The following is a 20709-nucleotide window of genomic DNA, read 5'->3' as shown; positions in this document are numbered from 1 at the left end:
AGAGGGGCGCGATGACCAAGGCGGGTAGGGCGGGGACATTGCCATCGGAACCGGCGCAGGCGCGGCGGTTTGGGCGGGTGCGGGATGCGCAGGCGACGGCGCTGCTGGAGGATTATGTCGAGCTGATCGCGGATTTACTGGCCGATGCCGGTGAGGCGCGGCTGGTGGATATCGCGCGGCGGATGGGGGTGGCGCATCCGACGGCGGCGAAGACGATCAACCGGTTGAAGCGGCAGGGGCTGGCGATGTCCGAGCCTTATCGCGGGGTTTTTCTGACCGAGGCGGGTGCGCGCATGGCCGAGCGGGCGCGGGTGCGGCATCGGCTGGTGGTGCGGCTGCTCGAGACGCTGGGGGTGCCGAGCGAGGTGGCCGAGGCGGATGCCGAGGGGATGGAGCATTATATTTCGGATGTGACCGAGCGGGTGTTTACGCAGTTTGTTGGGAGGAAGGGTGTCTGATGCCGAAATGAAATTCACTTGATATTTTCAAGCGTGACGGATTTCAATGTCTCTACTGCGGGTGGGACGGGAGAACATTCGAAGGGTGGCGATATCTCACCATCGACCACATAAACCCGTCGGGGTCACGGGATGATCCAAATAATCTCGCAACCTGTTGCCGTCATTGTAATTCATGCAAGGGCAACGATCCCTGCCAGAGTGTGAAAGAGGCGAAGGAGATTTTAAAGCGTCACGATGAGACCAACCGCGCTTACTGGGCCAAAAATGTTAAGCCTCTGATCTCGTGACGTAACGGTGCAACGGTCAACAAGTTGAGATGGGTTTTGTACCTGCAATATCGCCGCGCTTGGGCGGTGGCTTTGTTGGTCAGAGTGCGGGCGGTTGGACCCGAAGGCGGCGGATTACGCCTCGCTTTTCCGCCCTGCGGTAGTTGAGTGGCCAGCGGGTTGGGGCGCAGGGACCTAGATAATAAGAGTTTTTTTGCTTCTTTTTTTGCAAAAAAAGAAGTGCTTGCCTTGCCGTTTCAGAAACACGACGGTTGGCGCGGGGGTAAAAAAATGCCCCGGACGGCTGGCGTCCGGGGCGAGTTGACAGAACGGATGCCGGCACCATGCCGGCATCGCGGGGACTGGTAATTTGAGCGGGGCTTAGCGGTCGGGGGCGCTGACCGCCCAGCTGTGGTGGTGGACCAGGCCGTCGTCGTGGTCGTGGTTGTGGGCGGGCTGGTGATCGTGATCGTGGAACTGTTCGGTTTCGGTGCTGCCGGCCATGGCGGTGGTGGAGGCTTTGCCGGCGGAGACGGCGACGGCGACGGCGTCGAAATAGGAGGTGCCGACTTCGCGCTGGTGGCGGGTTGCGGTGTAGCCCTGGGGTTCGGCGGCGAATTCGGCCTGCTGGAGTTCCGAGTAGGCGGCCATGCCGCGTTCGGCGTAGCCTTTGGCGAGCTGGAACATCGAGTAGTTCAGCGAATGGAAGCCGGCGAGGGTGACGAACTGGAATTTGTAGCCCATGGCTGCGATTTCCTGCTGGAAGGTCGCGATTTTTTCGGGGCTCAGTTTCTTTTTCCAGTTGAAGCTCGGCGAGCAATTATAGGCGAGCATCTTGCCGGGGAATTGCTTGTGGATGGCTTCGGCGAACTGGCGGGCTTCATCGAGGTTGGGTTCGGAGGTTTCCCACCAGAGGAGGTCGGCGTAGGGCGCATAGGCCAGGCTGCGGGCGATGGCGTATTCGACGCCGAGGCCGGGCTTGATGCGGTAGAAGCCTTCGGGCGTGCGTTCGCCGGTGATGAAGGGGCGGTCGCGCTCATCGACGTCGGCGGTGAGGAGTTGGGCGGCGTGGCTGTCGGTGCGGCAGAGCAGCACGGTGGACACACCTTCGACGTCGGCGGCGAGGCGGGCGGCGTTGAGGGTGCGGATGTGCTGGCTGATCGGCACCAGGACCTTGCCGCCGAGATGGCCGCATTTTTTTTCGGACGCGAGCTGGTCTTCGAAATGCACGCCGGCGGCGCCGGCTTCGATCATGGCTTTCATGAGCTCGTAGGCGTTGAGGGCGCCGCCGAAGCCGGCTTCGGCGTCGGCGATGATCGGCGCCATCCAGTAGGTGCTGGTGTCGCCTTCCATGCGGGCGATCTGGTCGGCGCGGCGCAGCGTGGCGTTGATGCGCTTGACCACCTGGGGCACCGAGTTGACCGGGTAGAGCGATTGGTCGGGGTACATTTCGCCGGAATTGTTGGCATCCGCCGCGACCTGCCAGCCGGAGAGGTAGATGGCCTTGAGGCCGGCCTTGACCTGCTGCATGGCCTGGTTGCCGGTGAGGGCGCCGAGCGTGTTGATGTAGGGTTCGTTTTTCAGGAGATTCCAGAGGCGGGTGGCGCCCATTTCCGCGAGGGTGTGGCGGATGCGGAAATTGCCGGAGAGTTTTTCGACATCGGCCGTCGTGTAGTCGCGGCGGATGCCGGCGAAGCGGTCCGGGGCGACGGCGAGGCCGCCGGGCAGACCTTCGGGGGCGTGGGTCGGGGGGGTGAGGTTGGTCATTGTGGTCTCCTGGTGCCGTGCGCGGTTGGGTGCCGTGCGAAATTGGGATGGGCGTTGTCTGCGTTTCGGACGTTGGTGGTTTGTTGCTAGGCCGGCGTGTTCGCCATGTGTGGATTATTTACGCTGCAGGCGCGAAAGTCACGGGGAGATTTGGTATGAAATGACGAAACCAGTGGCGATATTGACTGTAAAGTTTTACGTTGTGTAAATCGTGTTAAGTTTTTCTCGTGAGTCGAGGTGTGTGACGTGGCTAACCCGTTGATCGGCCGGATCGTGCGCCGCCTGCGCATGGAGCAGGGGATGACGCAGCAGAAACTGGCCGAGCGGCTGGGGATTTCGACCTCGTATCTCAACCTGATCGAGCATGATCAGCGCGGCGTGACGGCGACGCTGCTGATCAAGCTGACCGAGATTTTGCAGGTCGATCTGGCGGCGCTTTCGGGGTCCGGGGAGCGGCAGATCGAGCAGGCGTTGCGCGAGGCGTTCGCCGACCCGCTGCTCGGGACCGATCCGGTGCCGGATGCGGATGCGCGGTTGGTGGCGGGGTCGGCGCCGGCGGCGGCGCAGGCGGTTTTGGGGTTGTATCGGGCGTTTCAGGCGGTGCGCGAGGAGACCGGGGCGATCACGCTGCCGTCGGGGCGGAAGATTCTGTTGCCGAACGAGGAGGTGCGGGATTTTTTCCATGAGCACGCCAATTTTTTCCCCGAACTGGAGGAGGCCGCCGAGGCGATGGGGGCGGAATTGCCGGCGGCGACGCTGGGGATGAACCACGCGTTGGCGGAGCGGTTGCGGCACAAGCATGGGCTGGTGGTATCAGTCGCACCCTTGCCGGGGGCGTTGCGGATTTATGATCCGGCGGCGCGGCATCTGCGCCTGTCGGAGACGTTGCCGCGGGAGAGCCGGGGGTTTCAGATGGCGTTTCAGCTCGGGTTGCTGGAGGCGCGCGATCTGATCGAGCCGATCGTGAAGCGGGCGGCGTTGACGACGCGGGATGCGGGGGAATTGCTGCGGATCGGGCTGATCAATTATTTCGCGGGTGCGGTTCTGATGCCGTATGTGCCGTTTCTGGAGGCGGCGCTGGCGTTGCGGCATGACGTCGAGCACCTGGCGATGCGGTTCGGGGTGTCGTTCGAGCAGGCGTGCCACCGGCTTTCGACCTTGCAGCGGAACGGGGCGCGCGGGGTGCCACTGTTTTTTCTGCGGGTCGATCCGGCGGGGAATGTTTCAAAGCGGTTTTCGGCGGCGGGGTTTCCGTTCGCGCGGTTCGGCGGGAATTGCCCGCGCTGGGTGGTGTATTCGGCGTTTGCGGCGCCGGGCAGCGTGCGGGTGCAGGTGGCGCAACTGCCGGATGGGGCGACGTATCTGTGTTTCGCGCGAACGATCGTGGCGGCGCCGGCGCATTGGGGCGAGCCGCCGGCGACGCGGGTGGTGGCGATGGGCTGCGAGATCAACCGGGCGGGGGATTTCGTCTATGCCGATGGGATCGATATCGAACGGGCGGCGGTGGGGATCGGCCTGTCGTGCCGGTTGTGCGACCGGCCGGATTGCCGGTCGCGCGCGTTTCCGCCGCTGGCGCATCGGTTGGCGCTGGATGTTTCGACGACGAGTGCTTCGCCTTATCGGTTCGAGGCGGGGGGGAGATAGGAAGGAAGACTTCTTTTTTGTAAAAAAGAAGCAAAAAACTTTTTTAATCTGGGTCTGTGCCGGTTTCACGGGCAGGGACCAAACTCATAAAGTTTTTTTGCTTCTTTTTGTTCACAAAAAGAAGTCTTTTTACCTTCCCTTCTACTTAAAATTCGGAAACGTCCCCCCGCCCGGATAGAGGTATTGGCTGGCAAAGCTGGTGGCATGATTGGCCAGCGGCACGGCGGGGAAGTGGCCGAGCAGGGCGAGGGTTTCGGCGGGGGGGCGGGTGAAGCCGGGGCTGGCGAGGGCGGTGAGTGCGCCGGGGCGGTTGTTGCGCCGGAGTTGCCGGGCGGCGCCGACCAGCGCGTCGATCACGGTTTGCGAGGCGGTGCCGGGGGCGATGCCGAGGATGCGACGGACGCGGGAGCGGGCCTGGAGCATTTCCTGTTTGGCGAGGGTGTTCATGCCGGCCCAGCGGGCGCCGGTGGCGAACTGGCCGGCCATGGCATCGAGCGATGCGATGGCGATGGCCATGCGGGCGGGGTGACCGATCATCGCATCCGGGTGGGCGAAGGCGTAGGTGGCGGCGTTGGTGGCGGCGATTGCGGGATCTTCGCCGATGATGCTGGCGGCGAAGGTGTCGGCGGGCAGCCGGCCGGTGGATGGCGCGGGCGTTTCGAGCGCGCAGCCGGCGAGGGCGATTGCGGTGAGCGACAGGATGAGCCAGCGGTGCATGTGATCCTCCGCCGGGGATATGGGAAGGCTTCGGCGTTTGGCAGGATCACGAAGCCTGGAGGCCGCGCCGGTAGCGGGCGGCGAGGGCGACGTAGTGCGGGGCGGTGGCGGCGCGGAGGGCTTGTTCGGCGGCGTCCATGACGCGGACCAGGCGGGCGGGCGAGCCCATCCATAATTCATCGGGGCCGATCCGTTTGCCGGGGGGCAGGGTGGAATGGGCGGCGAGCATGCCGCCGGGTTCGATGACCGCACCATCGAGCACGATGGCGCCCATGCCGACGAAGGCGCGGTCGTGCAGGGTGCAGGCGTGGATGATGGCGGCGTGGCCGACCGTGACATCGGCGCCGATGCGTGCGGCAAAGGCGGCGCCGGCGTTGACGTGGATGATGGTGCCGTCCTGGATGTTGGTGCGTTCGCCGATGGTGATGGTGTTGTTGTCGGCGCGCAGGGTGCAGTTGAACCAGATGTTGGCCTGGGCGGCGAGGGTGACGGCGCCGATCAGGACGGCGCCGGGGGCGACCCAGGCTTCGGGGTGGACGTTTGGGCTGATGCCGTCGAGCGTGAAGCGGGAAGGGGTCATGTCAGCTGTCCGCCAGGGGGACCCAGGGGATGCGGCCGACGGTGATGCCGTCCTCGGCGAGGGCTTCGGCCTCGGCCTCGGTCGCTTCGCCGTAGATGCCGCGGGGTTCGGCTTCGCCGTCGTGGATGCGGCGGGCTTCGGCGGCGAATGCGGGGCCGACGTAGTCGCACTTCGCTTCGACCTCGCGGCGGACGCGGGCGAGCAGGGCGCGCATTTCGGCGGGCATCGGGCCGGTGATGGCGGTTGCGGGCGGGGTGGGCGATGGGTGTGCGGCGGGTGGGGTTGGGTCCGGTGGGGTTTCGGCCGGGGCGCGGGATTTGCCGCCGATGCGCGGGGCCATGATGGCGCGTTCGACGGCGTTTGTGCCGCAGCTTGGGCATTCCAGCAGGTGACGGGCGGCCTGACGGTCGAAACTGGCGCTGCTTTTGAACCAGCCATCGAATTCGTGGCCGTTGGCGCATTGCAACTGATAGTGGATCATCAGATCAGCCGGAGGGGACCAGCAGCGGGTCGAGCTTGCCGGCGCGGTCGAGCGCGATCAGATCGTCGCAGCCGCCGATCGGCCGGTCGTCGATGAAGATCTGGGGCATGGTGGTGCCGCCGTTCGAGCGGGCGGTGGCCTCGCGGCGGGCGGCGGAGCCGTGCGGGGCGTCGATTTCGGTGAAGGTGACGCCCTTGTCGCGCAGGAGTTTCACGGCGCGGCTGCAGTAGGGGCAGAACATCTGGGTGTAGATTTCGATCTTGCTCATGGGATGATCACATACGCGCGCGTGATGCGAGTGCAAGTGGAATCAGGTGTCCTCCTCATCGGAAACGCGGGCGAGGGCGAGCACGTCGACCGCGGCGGCGCCGGCCTGGTAGAGGACGGCGGCACAGGTGGAGGCGGTGGCGCCGGAGGTGAGGACATCGTCGATCAGCAGGAGGGTGCGGCCGTGCAGGGCGGCGGCGCGGCCCGGGCGGATGGCGATGGCGCCGTGCAGGGCGACGGCGCGGTCGTGCTGGTCAAGCTCGGCGAGCGGGCGGGTGGCGCGGGTGCGGATGAGGGCATCGATCAGCAGCGGTTTGCCGGTGAGCCTGGCGAGGGCGCGGGCGAGTTCGCCGGCCTGGTTGTAGCCGCGCGCGGCGAGGCGGCGCTTGTGCAGGGGGACCGGAACCAGCAGGTCGGCGCGGGCGAGCAGTTCGGCGCCAGGCTGGAGCAGCAGCCGGGCGAGGCCGCGGGCGGCTTCCGGCCGGTCGGCGTATTTGAACGGCAGGATCAGGCGTTTGGCGGCGGGGCCGTAGCGCAGCGCGGCGCGGGCGGCGCGGAACACCGGCGGGTCCCACTCGCAGGCGGAGCACAGCGGGGCCGGTTCGACCAGCTTCAGGCCGCAGTGGCCGCACAGCGGCGGGGTGAGGAAGGCGGCGTCCGCGAAGCATTTGGCGCATAGCTGGCCTGCGCCGCTCGCGGGTTCGGCGCAGGCCAGGCATTGCGCGGGCAGGATGAGGTCGAGCGTGGCGCGGGCGAGGGATTTCAGCACGGCGCGGGGTTTCCGCGCGGGGTGGGGTGCGCCACAAGTCCCGGCATGAGCGAGATGGTGATTTTCGACCGGGCGGCGGTGGCGGCGCATCGGGATCGGGCGGCGCGACGGTTGGGGCGGGTGCGCCCGGTGCTGGATGATCTGGCGGCACGGGTGCTCGATCGGCTGGATGATACCGGGCGGGTGTTCACGCGGGCGCTGGATATCGGCGGGCGCGGGGCGGTGACGCCGCTGCTGGCGGCGCGCGGGATCGAGGTGGTGGCGACCGATCTGTCGCACCGCATGGTGGCGGCGGGGTATGGCGACGTGGTGGCCGATGAGGAGTTTCTGCCGTTCGGCGCGGCGTGTTTCGATTTGATCGTCGCGCATCTGTCGCTGCACTGGGTCAATGATCTGCCGGGCGCGCTGGTGCAGATCCGCCGTAGTTTGAAGCCGGAGGGGTTGTTTCTGGCGAGCATGCCGCTGCTCGGCACGCTGGGCGGGCTGCGCGCCGCGCTGATCGAGGCGGAGGCGGCGCTCACCGGCGGGGCGGCGCCGCGCGTCTCGCCATTTCCGGAACTCGCGGATTGCGCGGGGTTGTTGCAGCGGGCCGGGTTCGCGCTGCCGATTGCCGAACGCGAGACGATCGATTTCGATTACGCCGATCCGCTCGCCCTGCTGCGGGATCTGCGCGATGCGGGCGAGACCAACGCGACGGTCGCGCGCGCCCGCCGGCCGCCGCCGCGCGATCTGCTGGCGATGGCGCTGGCCGCGTTGAGCGGCGAGGGGCGGCTGGTCGCGCGGCTGGATATGGCCGTGCTGACCGGCTGGGGCTCATAGCAGGCCCAGCCGCTTGAGGCTGACCCATTTGCCGTTGCCGATTATTACATGGTCGTGCAGCACGATCGAGAGCGTGGTCGCCGCCTGCTTGATCTCACGGGTCATCGCGATGTCGGCCTGCGAGGGGCTGGGGTCGCCGCTCGGGTGGTTGTGGACCAGGATGATCGCGGTGGCATGGTGTTCGAGCGCGCGCTTGACCAACTCACGCGGGTAGAGCGGCGTGTGGTTGATGGTGCCCTGGCTCTGGATTTCATCGGCGATCAGGCGGTTGCGATGGTCGAGGAACAGAACGCGCGCCTGTTCCACCCGCTCGCGCGCGAGCACGGCGGTGAGATATTCGATCAGACGGTCCCAATGGTTGAGGATCGGGCGGTAGATCACCTCGGCCTTGACCAGGCGGAGGGCCGCGGCCTGGACGATCTTGAGCGCGGCGGCGCCGGACTCGCCCAGCCCCTCGACCGCCAGCAGATCGCCGACCGGTGCGGCGATCGCCTGCGCATAGGAGCCGAAGCGGGCGACCAAGGCACGCGCGATCGGTTTGGTGTCGCGCCGCGGCAGGGCGAGAAACAGCATCATTTCCAGCACTTCATGATCGGCCAGGGAGTCCGGCCCGGCCTTCAGCAGCCGCGCCCGCAGCCGGGCCCGATGGCCGGCGGCACCATGGGCATCGTTGGTTTCGCATTCGTCCGCCGGGGCCGCGAACGGCAGGACCGGCTCAGACAATCCTGGGGTGGTTTGGCGTTTTGGCACAATCGGAGATTGTCATATCGGTGCGCGTTTGGAAAGCGGATCAGGTCCGCGCGATATGCTCGCCGGCGGCCAGGGTAAAGACCTCGCACCCGGTTTCGGTGATGCCGATCATGTGTTCGAACTGCGCGGAGAGGCTGCGGTCGCGGGTGACCGCGGTCCAGCCGTCATCGAGGATCTTGACCTCGGGGCGGCCGGCGTTGACCATGGGTTCGATCGTGAAGAACATACCGGGCTTGAGCAACGGGCCGTCGCCCTTGCGGCCGAAATGCAGCACGTTCGGCGGTTCGTGGAACTGCCGGCCGATGCCGTGGCCGCAGAAATCGCGCACCACGGTGAAGCGCTGGGCTTCGACATAGGTCTGGATCGCGTGGCCGATATCGCCGAAATGATTGCCGGGCTTCGCCTGCGCAATGCCGCGCAGGAGGGATTCATACGTGACATCGATCAGGCGGCGCACCTTGGTCGAGGCGGTGCCGGCGACATACATGCGGCTGGAATCGCCGTGCCAGCCATCCAGGATCACGGTGATGTCGATGTTCAGCGCATCGCCATCCATCAATACCCGGTCGCCCGGAATGCCGTGGCAGACGACGTGGTTGATCGAAATACAGGTCGATTTCGGAAAGCCGCGATAATTCAACGGCGCCGGGATCGCGCCATGGGCGATGATGTAGTCGTGGCAGATCGCGTCGATCTCGCCGGTGGTGATGCCGGGACGGACATGGGCGCCCACCATGTCGAGCACGGCGGCGGCCAGGGCACCGGCGGCACGCATCGGCGCGAAATCGGCCGGTGTGTGCAGGGTGATGTGGCGCTGTTCGGATCCGCCGTCCATCAGACCGGCTCCCTTTGTGACATGATCGACATGGAGACTAAATGATCTCCGCCGGGCGTAATGGCAAGGTCGCCAGACGCCGCGCCAATCCAAGCCCGGTGACCAGCAGGATCACGATCATGCCGACCACGCCACCCCAGCCCGCGAGACTCCAGGCATAGCCGCCGATCGAGCCCGCCACGCTCGATCCCAGATAATACAGGAACAGATAGAGCGCCGCCGCCTGCGCCCGCGCGCCACGCGCCTGCGCGCCCACCCAGGAACTCGCGACCGAATGGCTCGCGAAAAATCCGAACGTCACCAACGCGATGCCCAGCACGATCACCGGCACCGAACCCGACAAGGTCAGCAGCGCGCCCAGCAGTTCGATCGCGATGCCCGCCGGCAGCATCCGCGCCCGGCCGAACCGGCTGGCCAGATGACCCATCCACGCCGAACTCGCCACCCCCACCAGATAGACCGCGAAAATGAACCCCACACTGGTCTGCGACAGGCTGAACGGCGGCGCCAGCAGACGGAACGTGATGTAATTATACACCGTCACGAAGCCGCCCATGATCAGAAACGCCTCGGCATACAACAACCGCAACGCCGGGTCCGCCAGATGCGCGCGATAACTGCGCAGCAACGAACCGATCGCGAGGCTGCGCCGCTCGAAATGCCGCGATGGCGGCAGGCGGATCACGAAAATCACCCCCGCAACCAGACCGATCGCGCCGATGCCGACGATCGCCCAGCGCCAGCCCAACGCATCCGCCAAAATCCCCGTCAGCAACCGGCCCGCCATGCCGCCGAACCCGCTGCCGCCGACAAACAGACCCATCGCCAGACCGACCGATCGCGGGCCGATCTCCTCCGCCAGAAACCCCATCGCCACCGCCGGCAAACCCGACAACACCACGCCGATCACCGCGCGCATCACCAGAAACCCGCCCCAGTGCGGAATCCCCGCCGAAGCCATCGTCAGCACCGCAGCACCCAGAATCGAACCCGCCATCATGCGCTTGCGACCCCAGACCTCGGATAACGCACTCGCAACCAATAACGACCCCGCCAAAGTGAACGTCGTCAGCGATAACGCCAGACTCGCCACCATGGGACTCACGACAAAATCCCGCGCGAACACCGGTAACAAAGGCTGCACAGAATACATCAACGCAAACGTCGAAAATCCGGCCGCAAACATCGCCAGATTGGTCCGCCGGAACGCAGCACTGCCACGCTCGATATAAATACCCGCCTCGCTCATGCCATCTTCATGACAGGTTCGACACCCGAACCTCCAGAGCCCCCCACGCAAACCAGCATCCACGCCATCGCGGATGAAAGCCGACAACCCTGACCCGGGGCACGAACATAAGCCCGATGGCCGGTGGGGTGGCGTTGGGAGACAGCAAGGCCAGGGGCTCTGCCCCTGGACCCCGTTAAAGGCGGAGCCTTTAAAATCCACTAGTTTTAGGCAAGGGGAGGGCGCTGTCTCGGTGGTTCCGCTGATCTGGCCTGGACAGCCCTCCCCTTGCCTAAAACTAAAGGGTTCTAAGGGCTAAGCCCTTAGTGGGGGTCGAGGGGGCAAAGCCCCCCGCCTTGCTTGCTTCCAGCGCCCCGACCAACCATCGGGCTTATTTTTGGGTCCAGGGCAGGCCGTCGTGTTTCCAGCCGGCGACGTGGCCGCGGTGGCCGCGTTGGTCGTGGGGGCCTTCGAAGCCATCTTTGACGTTGTAGACGTGTTTGAAGCCGGCGTTGCGGGCGCTATCGGCGGCGGCCATGCTGCGGCCGCCGGTGCGGCAGATGAAGTAGAGGTGGTGTTGTTCGGTCAGGCCGGCGTCTTTGACCTGATCGAGGAAGTGGGGGTTGGGTTGCATGGTGGGGAACACCTGCCATTGGATGGGGATGGTGTGTTTGCCGGTCTGGGACAGGTCGGGCATGCCGACGAAGTTCCATTCGGCGGTGGTGCGGACGTCGATGAGGACAGCGTCGGGGTGGGTCATCAGCGCTTCCCAGACCTGTTTTGGCGCGACATCGTCAATCATGGTTTCCTCCATTAGATAAGGCTTGAAGTTTGTTCGATTTGGCCCGTTGGGGCAATCCATTCCAGAACTATGATCTATAGGGACCATGCCATGATGATAGCACCGAAATCGCACCTCGCCGATGGGCTGACCGGCGCGATTGGCGGCACGCCGCTGATCAGGTTGCGGGGTGCCTCGGCGGCGACGGGGTGCACGATTCTGGGCAAGGCGGAGTTCATGAATCCGGGCGGTTCGGTGAAGGATCGGGCGGCGCTGGCGATGATCGATGCGGCGGAGGCTTCGGGCGCGCTCAAGCCGGGCGGCACGATTGTGGAGGGGACCGCGGGCAATACCGGGATCGGGTTGACGCTGGTTGCGAATGCGCGGGGCTATCGGTCCGTGATTGTGATGCCGGAGACCCAGAGCCAGGAGAAGATCGATTTTCTGCGGATGATCGGCGCCGATCTGCGGCTGGTGCCGGCGAAACCGTACAAGGACCCGGGCAATTATGTGCGGGTGTCGCAGCGGATTGCCGAGGAGACCGGCGCGTTCTGGGCCAATCAGTTCGATAATACCGCCAACCGCGAGGGGCATCGGACCACCACCGGGGCGGAGATCTGGCAGCAGACCGGCGGGGTGATCGATGCGTTCACCTGCGCCTGCGGCACCGGGGGCACGCTGGCCGGTGTGGGGATGGCGCTGAAGGCGCGTAAGCCGGATGTGCGGATCGTGCTCGCCGATCCCGATGGCAGCGCGCTGTATGACTGGGTGAAAACCGGGCAGCTCACCTCCAGCGGATCATCGATCAGTGAAGGGATCGGGCAAGGGCGCGTTACCGCCAACCTGGCCGGTGCGCCGATCGATGACGCGGTGCGGGTGCCCGACACCGCAATGCTCGAACAAGTGTTCGACCTGATGATCCACGAAGGACTCTCGATCGGCGGGTCAGCCGGCATCAACGTCGCCGCCGCCATCGCGGTCGCACGCGACCTCGGCCCCGGCCATACCATCGTGACCATCCTGTGCGACGGCGCCGCACGCTACCAGTCCAAACTGTTCAACCCCACATTCCTCGCCAGCAAAAACCTGCCCGCCCCGCCGTGGATGGTGTGAGGTTGGTTGGTGGGGGGTGTTTGAGGCAAGGAAGGCCAGGGGCTCTCCCTCCGGAGCCATTCCAGCGATGAAGAGCATCGCTGGAACCTTCGGCTCCTCCGCCCCTGGACCCCGTTAAAGGCGGAGCCTTTAAAATCCATTAGTTTTAGGTAAGGGGAGGGCGCTGCCTCGGTGGGTCAACTGATCTGGCCTGGGTCGCCCTCCCCTTACCTAAAACTAGCGGGTTCTAAGGGATCGAGGCGACCGTGGCCGAAGGCCGCGTAAGCGCCGAGATGCCCTTAGTGGGGGTCGAGGGGGCAAAGCCCCCCGCCTTGCTTGCCATAAGCGCCCGCCATCAACCGATCTCACACCTTACGGTAGGTCAGGACCAGGACGTCGCGGTGGGCTTGGGTGGCGGGGTTGATGGGGGTGACGGGGGTGACGCCGTGGAAGACGCGGCGGTCGTCGACGAGTGCGGCGTCGCGGGGGTGGGTGAGGGTGAAGCTGCCGAGGGTTGTGCCGTTGAGGTCGTGGATGGTGGTGGTGCCTTGTTCGATATTGGTGCGTTGGACCATGAGGACGAGCACGAAGTCGACGCCGTCGCGGTGCATGCCTTCGGGGGTGGGCTGGCCGGTGCCTTGGGGTCCGGTTTCGATGCGGAACTGGTGGGCTTCGATGTGCCAGGGCACGATGCCGGCTTGTTCTTCGAACAGAGAGCGGGTGAAGCCGAGCAGGGCCTGGAAGCTCAGGCCATCGGCGATGGTGGGGTTGATGGGTTCGAACCAGCGTTCGATGCCGCCGTTCAGGCTGTTGTAGTCGCGGGTCTGGTAGTGGGGCTGGTGGGGGGCGCGGCGGATGATATCGCCGGGTGTGGCGGTGAAGACGCCGAAGCGGCGGCGGCGGTAGCGGCCGCCGTCGGCCATGTAGGTATCGAGGGGCATGCCGTTCCAGCTGGTGGCGAAGCTGTCCCAGGCGGTGGGGGCGATGGCTTCGGGGGGCAGCATGGCGTCGAACGCGGGGCCTTCGAGGAAGGCGAATCCGTTGGTGTGCAGGTGATGGCCGAGGTGGCGGCGTTGATTGATCGCGTCCATGGCGGTTTCATTTAGCAGGTTGGACGGTGGATTGAACTGGGCTGGAGGCGACTTCAGCTATTCGCTGGGCTTGGGGCGGGCGGCGGTTCGCTGGTTCCGGGCGTGTGTGGCGGGGTGCGGGGGGGACCGAAGGCGGCGCGGAATTCGGCGGGGTCGATGGTGATTTTCTGGTAGTTGTAGGGCAGTTCGATGCCTTCGGCGTCGAAGCGCATTTTGATGCGGCGGTTGAATTCGCGGCGCACGGCGTATTGTTTGCCGGCGGGGGTTTTAACGCGGCCGACGATGTTGACGGAGGAGGCGCCGAACTGGTCGAGCCCCCAGAGCTCGAGGTCGTTGCTGATCTGGGCGGCCCAGGTGGGTTCGGCGCGCATGGTTTCGAAGACTTCGGTGATGACGGCCTGGACGTGGTCGATATCTTCGCCGTAGCCGACGCCGATGTTGATGGGGGCGTAGCCGAAGTCGCGCGAGGCGTTGGTGACGGTGGTGACGGAGCTGAACGGGATGATGTTCAGCGAGCCATCGCCGCCGCGGAGCCGGATGGTGCGGATCGATAATTTTTCGACGATACCGGACATGCCGCCGAGGGTGACGTTGTCGCCGACCTGCATGGCGTCTTCGAGCAGGAGGAACAGGCCGGTGATGATGTCCTGCACCAGTTTTTGCGAGCCGAAGCCGACGGCGAGGCCGAAGATGGACAGGCCGCCGAGCAGGAGCGTGACGTTGACGCCGATCGCGCTGAGCACCACCAGGGCGACGATGACGAGGATGATGACCAGCAGGGTCGTGCGCAGCATGGGCAGCAGGGTGCGGTAGCGGGCGGCGCGGCCGGGGCGGCCTTGCTGCACGAGGCGTTCGGCCTGGGCTTCGAGGCCGGCGTTGATGGTTTCCCACGCGATCAGGCCGATCAGGGCGGCGAGGCCGATGGTGATGGCGGCGGCGACGATGCGCTGGCCGATGCGCGTGACGGTGAACCAGGCGAGGACGCCGATGCCCCAGAGCTGCAGGATCACCAGGATCGCCAGGGTTCCGAGGACGATGCTGATGGCCAGTTTGAAGACGGGCAGGTAGAGGCGCAGGCGCATGAACAGGCTGGGGAACTGGGTGCGCCAGGCGACTTCGTCGTCGAACGCGGATTCGAGCCCGTGCGCGAGCCAGGCGGAGATGCTGCGGGCCAGGGCGGCGATGATGGCGAACACCAGCACGATGCGCAGCATGATGAAGAAGGCGTGCGGCACGCCGATGGCCCAGGCGATCCAGAGGGCGATGATGTAGAACAGGGCGAGGACGTGCCACGAGCGGGCGAGACCGGCGCGGGCTGCGGTGATGACGCCGCTGCGGCTGCGGTCGGCCTTGCGGTCGCCGCGGATGATGGCCGCGACGGGCCGGCGCGCCTGGAGCACCATGATGGCGGCCATGATGTGCACGATCAGCGAGACGAGCTTGATCAGGACCTGGCTGGCGGCGTGATAGAGGCCGAACAGTCCGCCGGTTGCGATGGCGGCGTAGCCGAAGGCGATGACGCCGATGATCCGGCGCAGCCAGTTGACCAACCAGCTGGCGCGGCGGTCGGTCGTGCGGATCAGCCGTATGTCGCGCCGGGCGGGGGCGAGCAGGAAGCGTGCGACCTCGAGCGTGAGGCGGCAGGCGAGGTAGGCGTTCAGGACGGCGATGACGACGAGTTTGGCGACGCGTTCGCTGGCGAGACTGCCGGTGAGCCACAGGAAGCCGATCAGGGCGAAGATCAGGATGGGGGCGAGGGCGAGCAGGAAATGCGCGATGGCGAAGGGCAGGCGGCGGAACCAGCGGCGGAGTGAGCGGCGGCGGGGGCGTTGTTCGGTCTCGCCGGCTTCGGCGGCGGCGAGGCCGGCTTCGTCTTCGGCGTGGCGGCTGTCGCGCAGGCGGGCGGCGCGGCGCAGGATGGCGGCGCGCGGGCGGCGGAGCAGGTAGATGACGAGGTATTCGCCGGCGAGGGCGGTGGCGAGGACCATGGCCAGGCGGATGACCGCGTGGAGGACGGTCTGGCGGAGCCAGGCATCGGTCGCGACGAAGACCATCCAGTGCCAGACGAGGCGGACGTCGGTCGAGGCTTTCAGGGCGCTGCCGAGGTCGCCGAGGATCAGGCGGGCCCTGGTTTCAGTCGTCTGGATGAAGCCGATGCCGGTGGTGGGCGATGTCGTCGGCGCGGTGGCGGATTTGGTGGCGGGATGTTTCATCGCTTCGAGCGTGGCGATCAGGGCGTTGCGCTCGGCGGGGTTGTTCAGCGTGGCGATGGCGGCGTCGATCTGGGCGGCATCGAGCGTGGCGGGTGGGGTGGCGGCGGGTTTGGTGGCGGTTTTGCCCGCGAAGGCGGCCAGGGGATTGCCGGCGGCCTGCACGGCGGGTGCGGCGGCGATCAGGATGGTGCAGAGCAGGGCGAGGATGAGACGGGGAGGGGCGACGCGCATGGTCCTTGTGAAAGGGAGCGGGGCGGTGATGTCAACCGCGGCCCCTACCGCAGGTCGGGATTGCGCCCTATAATCGGACGTATGCGTGATGTTCTGATTATCCTTCTCGGGCTCGACATGATTGCCGTGGTCGCGGTGCTGCTGACCGGTGCGGTCGGCATGACCACCGGTGCCGATCCGCGCCGGCAGAACCGGCTGATGCGCTGGCGGGTGGGGCTGCAGGCGGTTGCGGTCGCGCTGGTCGTGGTGCTTATTCTGTACGGGCGATGAGCGTGGCGATGCCGCGGGCGGTGCTGTTCGATGTGTTCGGCACGCTGGTCGATTGGCGGGGCAGCGTGATTGCCGGGCTTTCGGCGTTCGGAGCGTCACGCGGGATTGTCGCGGATTGGGCGGAGATCGCGGATAGCTGGCGGCGGGCGTATCGGCCCTCGATGGACCGGGTGCGGCGCGGGGTGGTGCCGTGGACGTTGCTTGATGATCTGCATCGTGACGCGTTGATGGAGATTACCCGGCGGCACGGGATCGGGCCGCTGGATGATGGCGATTATGAGCAGCTGGTGCGGCTGTGGCACCGGCTGGCGGCGTGGCCGGATGTGGTGGCCGGGCTGCGGCGGCTGAAGGAAGTCGCGGTGATCGGGCCGTTGTCGAACGGTCATCTGGCGTTGCAGGTGGCGCTGGCCCGGCGCAACGGGTTTCCCTGGGATGTGACGTTCGGTTCGGACATGTTCCGTCATTACAAGCCGGATGCCGAGGTTTATCTGGGTGCGTGCGATTTTCTGGGACTGGCGCCGGGTGATGTGATGCTGGCAGCGGCGCACAACGATGATCTGGCGGCGGCGGCGAGTTTCGGGCTGCGGACCGCGTTCATCAGCCGGCCGGCCGAGTTTGGTGCGGCGACGGGGGATCGGGCGCGGGCGTCCGGTGCCTGGGATGTCGTGGTCGATTCCGTGGGGGCGCTGGCCGAGGCGCTGGGCGGCTGAGCGGTTCAGGTTTCGTCGCGCAGGTCGCGGCGCATCAGGCGGGCGATGCAATCGGCCAGGCTGGTGCGCTGGGCCAGCAGGTCGGTGAGGGCGGCGGTGATCGGCATGTCGCAGGCGGTGGCTTCGGCGCGCGCGAGCAGGGCGGGGGCGGTCGCGATGCCTTCGATGACGCCGGCAGCAAGGTCGGGCGGGTCGCCGCGGCCGAGCGCGAGGCCGGCGCGGTAGTTGCGGCTGGCGCCGCCGGTGGCGGTGAGGATGAGATCGCCGAGGCCGGCGAGGCCTGCGATGGTTTCGGCCGCGCCGCCGAGGGCGACGGCGAGGCGGGCGATTTCGGCGAGGCCGCGGGTGATGAGGGCGGCGCGGGCGTTTTCACCGAGGCCGGCGCCGATCACAGCACCGGCGGCGAGGGCGATGACGTTTTTCGCCGCACCGCCGAGTGCCGCGCCGGTGATGTCGGGACTGCCGTAAAGGCGGAGGTGCGGGGTTGCCAGCGCGGCGATCAGGCGGCGGCGGGCGGCGTTGTCCGCCATGGCGAGCACGGCGGCGGCGGGCAGGCCGGCGGCGATTTCATGGGCGAAATTCGGGCCGGTGAGCAGGCCGATCGGGCGGGTTGGGTGACATTGGGCGGCGATTTCGGGGCCGAGCAGGGATGTGCCGCGCTCGACGCCCTTGCAGCAGAGGACCAGGGCGCCGCCGGCCGACGGCAGGCGGGCGAGGGTGGCGCGCAGATGCTGGAACGGCGGGCAGAGCAGGGTGATCGGCGCGGACCGGGGTTCGGACGTGATGATCAGGCCGGCCGGCAGGGTGATGCCGGGCAGGTTGGGGTTGTGGCGCGTGGCGGCGAGGTGGGCGGCGCGGTCCGGCGTGCGGGCGATCAGGGCGACGCGCCGGCCCTGGTGCGCGTAGAGCACGGCGAGGGCGGTGCCCCAGGCGCCGGTGCCGATGATCGAGAGGTCGGCGGCGTCAGGCATCGGCGAGGCGGGTGATGCGGCTGGCGCCGTCCGGTTCCGCGAGGATTGCGCGCAGGGCTTCGAGCACCGGCAGGGCGTTGGATTCAAAGCCGTAGGGCGGATTGACGATCAGTATGCCGCAGCCGTTCAGCCGTGCGGGGTCGAGCGGTTCGCGGAACAGGATTTCGCAGGTGATGACATCGGCAATCGCGCGCGCCTGGATGTCGGCGATGAAATCGCGCACCGGGGCGCGGTGCTTGACCGGGTACCAGGCGGCGTAGACGCCGGTGGGGAATTTGCGGTGGGCGGCCTTGAGCGCGGCGGCGAGGGTGGCGAATTCATCGACCCGTTCGAACGGCGGGTCGATCAGCACCAGCGCGCGGCGTTCGGGCGGCGGCAGCAGGGCGGTCAGCGCCTCGTACCCATCGCGCCGGTGGACATGGACCTGCGGATCGCGGGCGAAGCGGCGTTTCAGCGTCGCGGCGTCATCGGGGTGCAGTTCGCACAGGGCGAGGCGGTCCTGCGGGCGGAGCAGGGCGCGGGCGATTGCGGGCGAGCCGGGATAGTGGTCGCCGGTGCCGGTGAGCGCGATGAAATCGGCGAGGGCGGGGGGCGGTGCGTGCCGCAGCCGGCCGATGCCGGCGCGCCATTCGCCGGTCTTGCCGGCTTCGGTACCGGCGAGGTCGTAGGCGCCGATGCCGGCATGGGTGTCGAGCACGAACAGGGGTTTGGGTTTGGCGGTGAGCGCGCGCAGCAGCAGCACGAGCAGCGCGTGCTTGACGCAATCGGCCGGGTTGCCGGCATGATAGGCGTGTCGGTAGTTCATCGTGAGCGACCTGATAGACACAGGCCGGGGTGTGCGCCAGACCGGCTGGCCGCGATCGTCATTTGACGTTGCGGCATTCCGGCCTATTTGATGAGAGCAAGGAGACACGCATGACGAGGCCGAGGCCGCTGGCCGAACCTGATGATCTGGCGGGACCGTTCGAGCCGTTTGTCGCCGGGTCCCAGCGGGGCGCTCCGCCGGAATGGAATCTGACGGATCTGTATTTCGGCACCGCCGATCCCGCGATCGACGAGGATTTCGCGCAGCTGGAACGCCAGAGTGCCGCGTTTCATGCCGCGTTCAAGGATCGGGTCGCGACCCTCGATGCGATGGCGCTGGCCGGCGCGATCGAGCGCTATGAGACGATCGAGCAGCGTCTCGCGCGGCTGCACGCCTTCGCGCAGTTGAATTTCAGCGCCGATGCGACGCTTGCGGCATCCGGGCAATTCTATCAATCGGTCACCGAGCGGGCGAGCGACATCGCCGCGCCGCTGCTGTTTTTCACGCTCGAGCTGAACCGGATCGAGGATGCGGCATTCGAGACTCTGCTCGCGGATGCGGCACTCGCCCGGTACACGCCGTGGCTGCGCGATCTGCGGGTGCTGCGGGCGCATCAACTCGCCGATGATCTGGAGAAACTGCTGCATGACAAGGATGTGACCGGGCATTCGGCCTGGTCGCGCCTGTTCGATGAGACGCTGGCGGGACTCCGGGTGCGGGTGGCGGGGGAGGAGCTCAGTTTCAGCGCCGCGCTCAATCGGCTGTCCGACGCCGATCGGGCGATGCGCGAGGCCGCGGGCCGCGCAATCGGGGCGACGCTGCAGCAGAACGCCCGATTGTTCACGCTGATTACCAATACGCTCGCCAAGGACAAGGCGATCGAGGATGGCTGGCGCCACTATCCGACACCGGTTTCGGCGCGCAACCGGTCCAACCGGGTGGCCGATGAGGAGGTGGCGGCGTTGGTCGAGGCGGTCGAGCGGTCGTATCCGCGGCTGTCGCACCGGTATTATGCGATGAAGGCGCGCTGGCTCGGGCTCGACCGGCTGGAGCATTGGGATCGCAATGCGCCGTTGCCGGGGGATGATGATCCGGTGATCGGCTGGGGGGAGGCCGAGGCGCATGTGCTGGCGGCGTATCGCCGGTTCAGCCCGGCGCTGGCCGAGATCGGGCAGCGGTTTTTCGATCGTCCCTGGATCGATGCGGTGCCGCGGCCGGGCAAATCGGGCGGCGCGTTCGCGCATCCGACAGTGCCGGATGTGCACCCGTATATTCTGCTCAACTATCATGGCCGGGCGCGCGATGTGATGACGCTGGCCCATGAGCTGGGCCATGGGATTCATCAGACACTGGCCGCCGGGCAGGGCTATCTGATGGCGCGCACGCCGCTGACGCTCGCCGAGACCGCCAGCGTGTTCGGCGAGATGCTGACGTTTCGCAGTCTGCTCGACGCCGAGACCGACACGGCGCGCCGGCGGCTGATGCTGGCGCGCAAGATCGAGGATATGCTGAACACGGTGGTCCGCCAGATCGCGTTTTTCAAATTCGAGCAGCGGTTGCACGACCGGCGCCGGGCGGGCGAGCTGCTGGCCGAGGAGATCGGGCAGATCTGGCTCGATGTGCAGCGTGACAGCCTTGGGCCTGCCTTCAATTTTACCGATGAGTACCGGATGTTCTGGGCTTATGTGCCGCATTTCATCCACTCGCCGTTCTATGTGTATGCCTATGCGTTCGGCGATTGTCTGGTGAACGCGTTGTACGGGGTTTACCGCGATGAACTGGCGGCGGGGCGTGGCGAGGATTTCGTGGAGCGCTATACCGCGCTGCTGCGGGCGGGCGGCACCGCGCGTCATGGTGCGTTGCTGGCGCCGTTCGGCATCGATACTGCCGATCCGGCGTTCTGGCAGCGCGGGCTCGATGTGATTGCCGGATTTATCGATGAACTGGAAGATTGAGGCAGA

22 protein-coding genes are annotated in these 20709 nt (G+C 66.6%); 8 read left to right on the top strand and 14 right to left on the bottom strand.

Annotated features, from left to right (window positions below):
- Positions 1–11 precede the first annotated feature (11 nt).
- A complete protein-coding gene (mntR, locus tag AruPA_RS01870; protein ID WP_265634570.1) occupies positions 12–458 on the top strand; it encodes a manganese-binding transcriptional regulator MntR in 447 nt (148 codons plus the stop codon).
- A 23-nt stretch (positions 459–481) separates the two neighbouring features.
- A complete protein-coding gene (locus AruPA_RS21760) occupies positions 482–748 on the top strand; it encodes an HNH endonuclease (protein WP_408858567.1) in 267 nt (88 codons plus the stop codon).
- A 360-nt stretch (positions 749–1108) separates the two neighbouring features.
- Here the strand turns inward: AruPA_RS21760 and aceA are convergent, their stop codons facing one another.
- Positions 1109–2494, bottom strand: a complete 1386-nt coding sequence (gene aceA, locus AruPA_RS01865; RefSeq protein ID WP_265634568.1) for an isocitrate lyase — start codon at positions 2492–2494, stop codon at positions 1109–1111.
- 246 nt (positions 2495–2740) lie between these two features.
- On the opposite strand from aceA, the gene AruPA_RS01860 reads away from it, so the two are divergent.
- Positions 2741–4138 carry a short-chain fatty acyl-CoA regulator family protein gene (locus AruPA_RS01860; RefSeq protein WP_265634566.1) on the top strand — a complete coding sequence of 466 codons (1398 nt, stop codon included), beginning with the start codon at positions 2741–2743 and terminating at the stop codon, positions 4136–4138.
- 141 nt (positions 4139–4279) lie between these two features.
- Here AruPA_RS01860 and AruPA_RS01855 read toward each other — a convergent pair whose 3' ends face one another.
- The 5 genes from AruPA_RS01855 to AruPA_RS01835 are packed head-to-tail and all read right to left on the bottom strand — an operon-like array spanning position 4280 to position 6952.
- Complete coding sequence (locus AruPA_RS01855) at positions 4280–4855, bottom strand: hypothetical protein (RefSeq protein ID WP_265634564.1); 576 nt, start codon at positions 4853–4855, stop codon at positions 4280–4282.
- Between the two features lie 46 nt (positions 4856–4901).
- Positions 4902–5435: a gamma carbonic anhydrase family protein gene (locus tag AruPA_RS01850; protein WP_265634562.1), complete on the bottom strand. Its 534-nt coding sequence runs from the start codon at positions 5433–5435 to the stop codon at positions 4902–4904.
- Position 5436: 1 nt separating this feature from the next.
- The gene (locus AruPA_RS01845) at positions 5437–5916 is read right to left on the bottom strand and encodes a DUF1178 family protein (RefSeq protein ID WP_265634561.1); all 480 of its coding nucleotides are present in this window, start codon (positions 5914–5916) and stop codon (positions 5437–5439) included.
- A 4-nt stretch (positions 5917–5920) separates the two neighbouring features.
- Entirely contained in the window at positions 5921–6184 is a 264-nt protein-coding gene (grxC, locus tag AruPA_RS01840; protein WP_265634560.1) for a glutaredoxin 3, read from the bottom strand.
- Positions 6185–6226: 42 nt separating this feature from the next.
- Positions 6227–6952, bottom strand: a complete 726-nt coding sequence (locus tag AruPA_RS01835) for a ComF family protein (protein ID WP_265634558.1) — start codon at positions 6950–6952, stop codon at positions 6227–6229.
- A gap of 45 nt (positions 6953–6997) precedes the next feature.
- On the opposite strand from AruPA_RS01835, the gene AruPA_RS01830 reads away from it, so the two are divergent.
- Positions 6998–7771, top strand: a complete 774-nt coding sequence (locus AruPA_RS01830) for a methyltransferase domain-containing protein (RefSeq protein ID WP_265634556.1) — start codon at positions 6998–7000, stop codon at positions 7769–7771.
- Here AruPA_RS01830 and radC read toward each other — a convergent pair.
- The 4 genes from radC to AruPA_RS01810 form a co-directional block, all read right to left on the bottom strand.
- Complete coding sequence (gene radC, locus AruPA_RS01825) at positions 7766–8479, bottom strand: DNA repair protein RadC (protein ID WP_265635118.1); 714 nt, start codon at positions 8477–8479, stop codon at positions 7766–7768. The two genes, AruPA_RS01830 and radC, sit on opposite strands and share 6 nt — an antisense overlap.
- Positions 8480–8561: 82 nt before the next feature.
- Positions 8562–9356, bottom strand: a complete 795-nt coding sequence (gene map, locus AruPA_RS01820; protein ID WP_265634555.1) for a type I methionyl aminopeptidase — start codon at positions 9354–9356, stop codon at positions 8562–8564.
- 37 nt (positions 9357–9393) lie between these two features.
- Positions 9394–10605: an MFS transporter gene (locus AruPA_RS01815; protein ID WP_265634554.1), complete on the bottom strand. Its 1212-nt coding sequence runs from the start codon at positions 10603–10605 to the stop codon at positions 9394–9396.
- 370 nt (positions 10606–10975) lie between these two features.
- Positions 10976–11386 (bottom strand): rhodanese-like domain-containing protein, encoded by a 411-nt coding sequence (locus AruPA_RS01810; RefSeq protein ID WP_265634552.1) that lies wholly within the window; start codon positions 11384–11386, stop codon positions 10976–10978.
- A gap of 90 nt (positions 11387–11476) precedes the next feature.
- On the opposite strand from AruPA_RS01810, the gene AruPA_RS01805 reads away from it, so the two are divergent.
- The gene (locus AruPA_RS01805) at positions 11477–12478 is read left to right on the top strand and encodes a cysteine synthase A (RefSeq protein ID WP_265634551.1); all 1002 of its coding nucleotides are present in this window, start codon (positions 11477–11479) and stop codon (positions 12476–12478) included.
- A 344-nt stretch (positions 12479–12822) separates the two neighbouring features.
- On the opposite strand, the gene AruPA_RS01800 is transcribed toward AruPA_RS01805, so the two are convergent.
- Together AruPA_RS01800 and AruPA_RS01795 are read right to left on the bottom strand one after the other, a co-directional pair.
- Positions 12823–13548 (bottom strand): 2OG-Fe dioxygenase family protein, encoded by a 726-nt coding sequence (locus tag AruPA_RS01800; protein ID WP_265634549.1) that lies wholly within the window; start codon positions 13546–13548, stop codon positions 12823–12825.
- Positions 13549–13601: 53 nt separating this feature from the next.
- Positions 13602–15992: a mechanosensitive ion channel family protein gene (locus tag AruPA_RS01795; RefSeq protein WP_265634548.1), complete on the bottom strand. Its 2391-nt coding sequence runs from the start codon at positions 15990–15992 to the stop codon at positions 13602–13604.
- A gap of 81 nt (positions 15993–16073) precedes the next feature.
- On the opposite strand from AruPA_RS01795, the gene AruPA_RS01790 reads away from it, so the two are divergent.
- Complete coding sequence (locus AruPA_RS01790) at positions 16074–16262, top strand: twin transmembrane helix small protein (RefSeq protein ID WP_265634546.1); 189 nt, start codon at positions 16074–16076, stop codon at positions 16260–16262.
- Positions 16259–16972, top strand: coding sequence for a haloacid dehalogenase type II (locus AruPA_RS01785; RefSeq protein WP_265634544.1), 714 nt, complete (start codon positions 16259–16261; stop codon positions 16970–16972). The genes AruPA_RS01790 and AruPA_RS01785 overlap by 4 nt, the downstream gene beginning before the upstream one ends.
- Before the next feature lie 5 nt (positions 16973–16977).
- Here AruPA_RS01785 and AruPA_RS01780 read toward each other — a convergent pair whose 3' ends face one another.
- On the bottom strand, positions 16978–17943 hold the full coding sequence (locus AruPA_RS01780; RefSeq protein ID WP_265634543.1) for an NAD(P)H-dependent glycerol-3-phosphate dehydrogenase: 966 nt from the start codon (positions 17941–17943) through the stop codon (positions 16978–16980).
- Positions 17936–18748: a 23S rRNA (adenine(2030)-N(6))-methyltransferase RlmJ gene (locus AruPA_RS01775; RefSeq protein WP_265634542.1), complete on the bottom strand. Its 813-nt coding sequence runs from the start codon at positions 18746–18748 to the stop codon at positions 17936–17938. Before AruPA_RS01775 ends, AruPA_RS01780 begins: the two co-directional genes overlap by 8 nt.
- A gap of 110 nt (positions 18749–18858) precedes the next feature.
- On the opposite strand from AruPA_RS01775, the gene AruPA_RS01770 reads away from it, so the two are divergent.
- The gene (locus AruPA_RS01770) at positions 18859–20703 is read left to right on the top strand and encodes a M3 family oligoendopeptidase (RefSeq protein WP_265634540.1); all 1845 of its coding nucleotides are present in this window, start codon (positions 18859–18861) and stop codon (positions 20701–20703) included.
- Positions 20704–20709 lie beyond the last annotated feature (6 nt).

This window comes from Acidiphilium sp. PA, from assembly GCF_026191915.1.
GTDB lineage: Bacteria > Pseudomonadota > Alphaproteobacteria > Acetobacterales > Acetobacteraceae > Acidiphilium.
The sequence above is the reverse complement of the archived record's forward strand: the minus strand, read 5'-3'. Positions and strand labels throughout refer to the sequence as shown.

Bases quoted from the DNA above. Each gene is read 5' to 3' on its own strand.
- AruPA_RS01780 (WP_265634543.1), bottom strand. From the start codon at position 17,943: ATGCCTGACGCCGCCGACCTCTCGATCATCGGCACCGGCGCCTGGGGC.
- AruPA_RS01785 (WP_265634544.1), top strand. From the start codon at position 16,259: ATGAGCGTGGCGATGCCGCGGGCGGTGCTGTTCGATGTGTTCGGCACG.
- AruPA_RS01850 (WP_265634562.1), bottom strand. From the start codon at position 5,435: ATGACCCCTTCCCGCTTCACGCTCGACGGCATCAGCCCAAACGTCCAC.
- AruPA_RS01830 (WP_265634556.1), top strand. From the start codon at position 6,998: ATGAGCGAGATGGTGATTTTCGACCGGGCGGCGGTGGCGGCGCATCGG.
- AruPA_RS01795 (WP_265634548.1), bottom strand. From the start codon at position 15,992: ATGCGCGTCGCCCCTCCCCGTCTCATCCTCGCCCTGCTCTGCACCATC.
- map (WP_265634555.1), bottom strand. From the start codon at position 9,356: ATGGACGGCGGATCCGAACAGCGCCACATCACCCTGCACACACCGGCC.
- AruPA_RS01790 (WP_265634546.1), top strand. From the start codon at position 16,074: ATGCGTGATGTTCTGATTATCCTTCTCGGGCTCGACATGATTGCCGTG.
- grxC (WP_265634560.1), bottom strand. From the start codon at position 6,184: ATGAGCAAGATCGAAATCTACACCCAGATGTTCTGCCCCTACTGCAGC.
- AruPA_RS01800 (WP_265634549.1), bottom strand. From the start codon at position 13,548: ATGGACGCGATCAATCAACGCCGCCACCTCGGCCATCACCTGCACACC.
- AruPA_RS01845 (WP_265634561.1), bottom strand. From the start codon at position 5,916: ATGATCCACTATCAGTTGCAATGCGCCAACGGCCACGAATTCGATGGC.
- AruPA_RS01805 (WP_265634551.1), top strand. From the start codon at position 11,477: ATGATGATAGCACCGAAATCGCACCTCGCCGATGGGCTGACCGGCGCG.
- AruPA_RS01770 (WP_265634540.1), top strand. From the start codon at position 18,859: ATGACGAGGCCGAGGCCGCTGGCCGAACCTGATGATCTGGCGGGACCG.
- aceA (WP_265634568.1), bottom strand. From the start codon at position 2,494: ATGACCAACCTCACCCCCCCGACCCACGCCCCCGAAGGTCTGCCCGGC.
- AruPA_RS01775 (WP_265634542.1), bottom strand. From the start codon at position 18,748: ATGAACTACCGACACGCCTATCATGCCGGCAACCCGGCCGATTGCGTC.
- AruPA_RS01810 (WP_265634552.1), bottom strand. From the start codon at position 11,386: ATGATTGACGATGTCGCGCCAAAACAGGTCTGGGAAGCGCTGATGACC.
- AruPA_RS01855 (WP_265634564.1), bottom strand. From the start codon at position 4,855: ATGCACCGCTGGCTCATCCTGTCGCTCACCGCAATCGCCCTCGCCGGC.
- mntR (WP_265634570.1), top strand. From the start codon at position 12: ATGACCAAGGCGGGTAGGGCGGGGACATTGCCATCGGAACCGGCGCAG.
- AruPA_RS01815 (WP_265634554.1), bottom strand. From the start codon at position 10,605: ATGAGCGAGGCGGGTATTTATATCGAGCGTGGCAGTGCTGCGTTCCGG.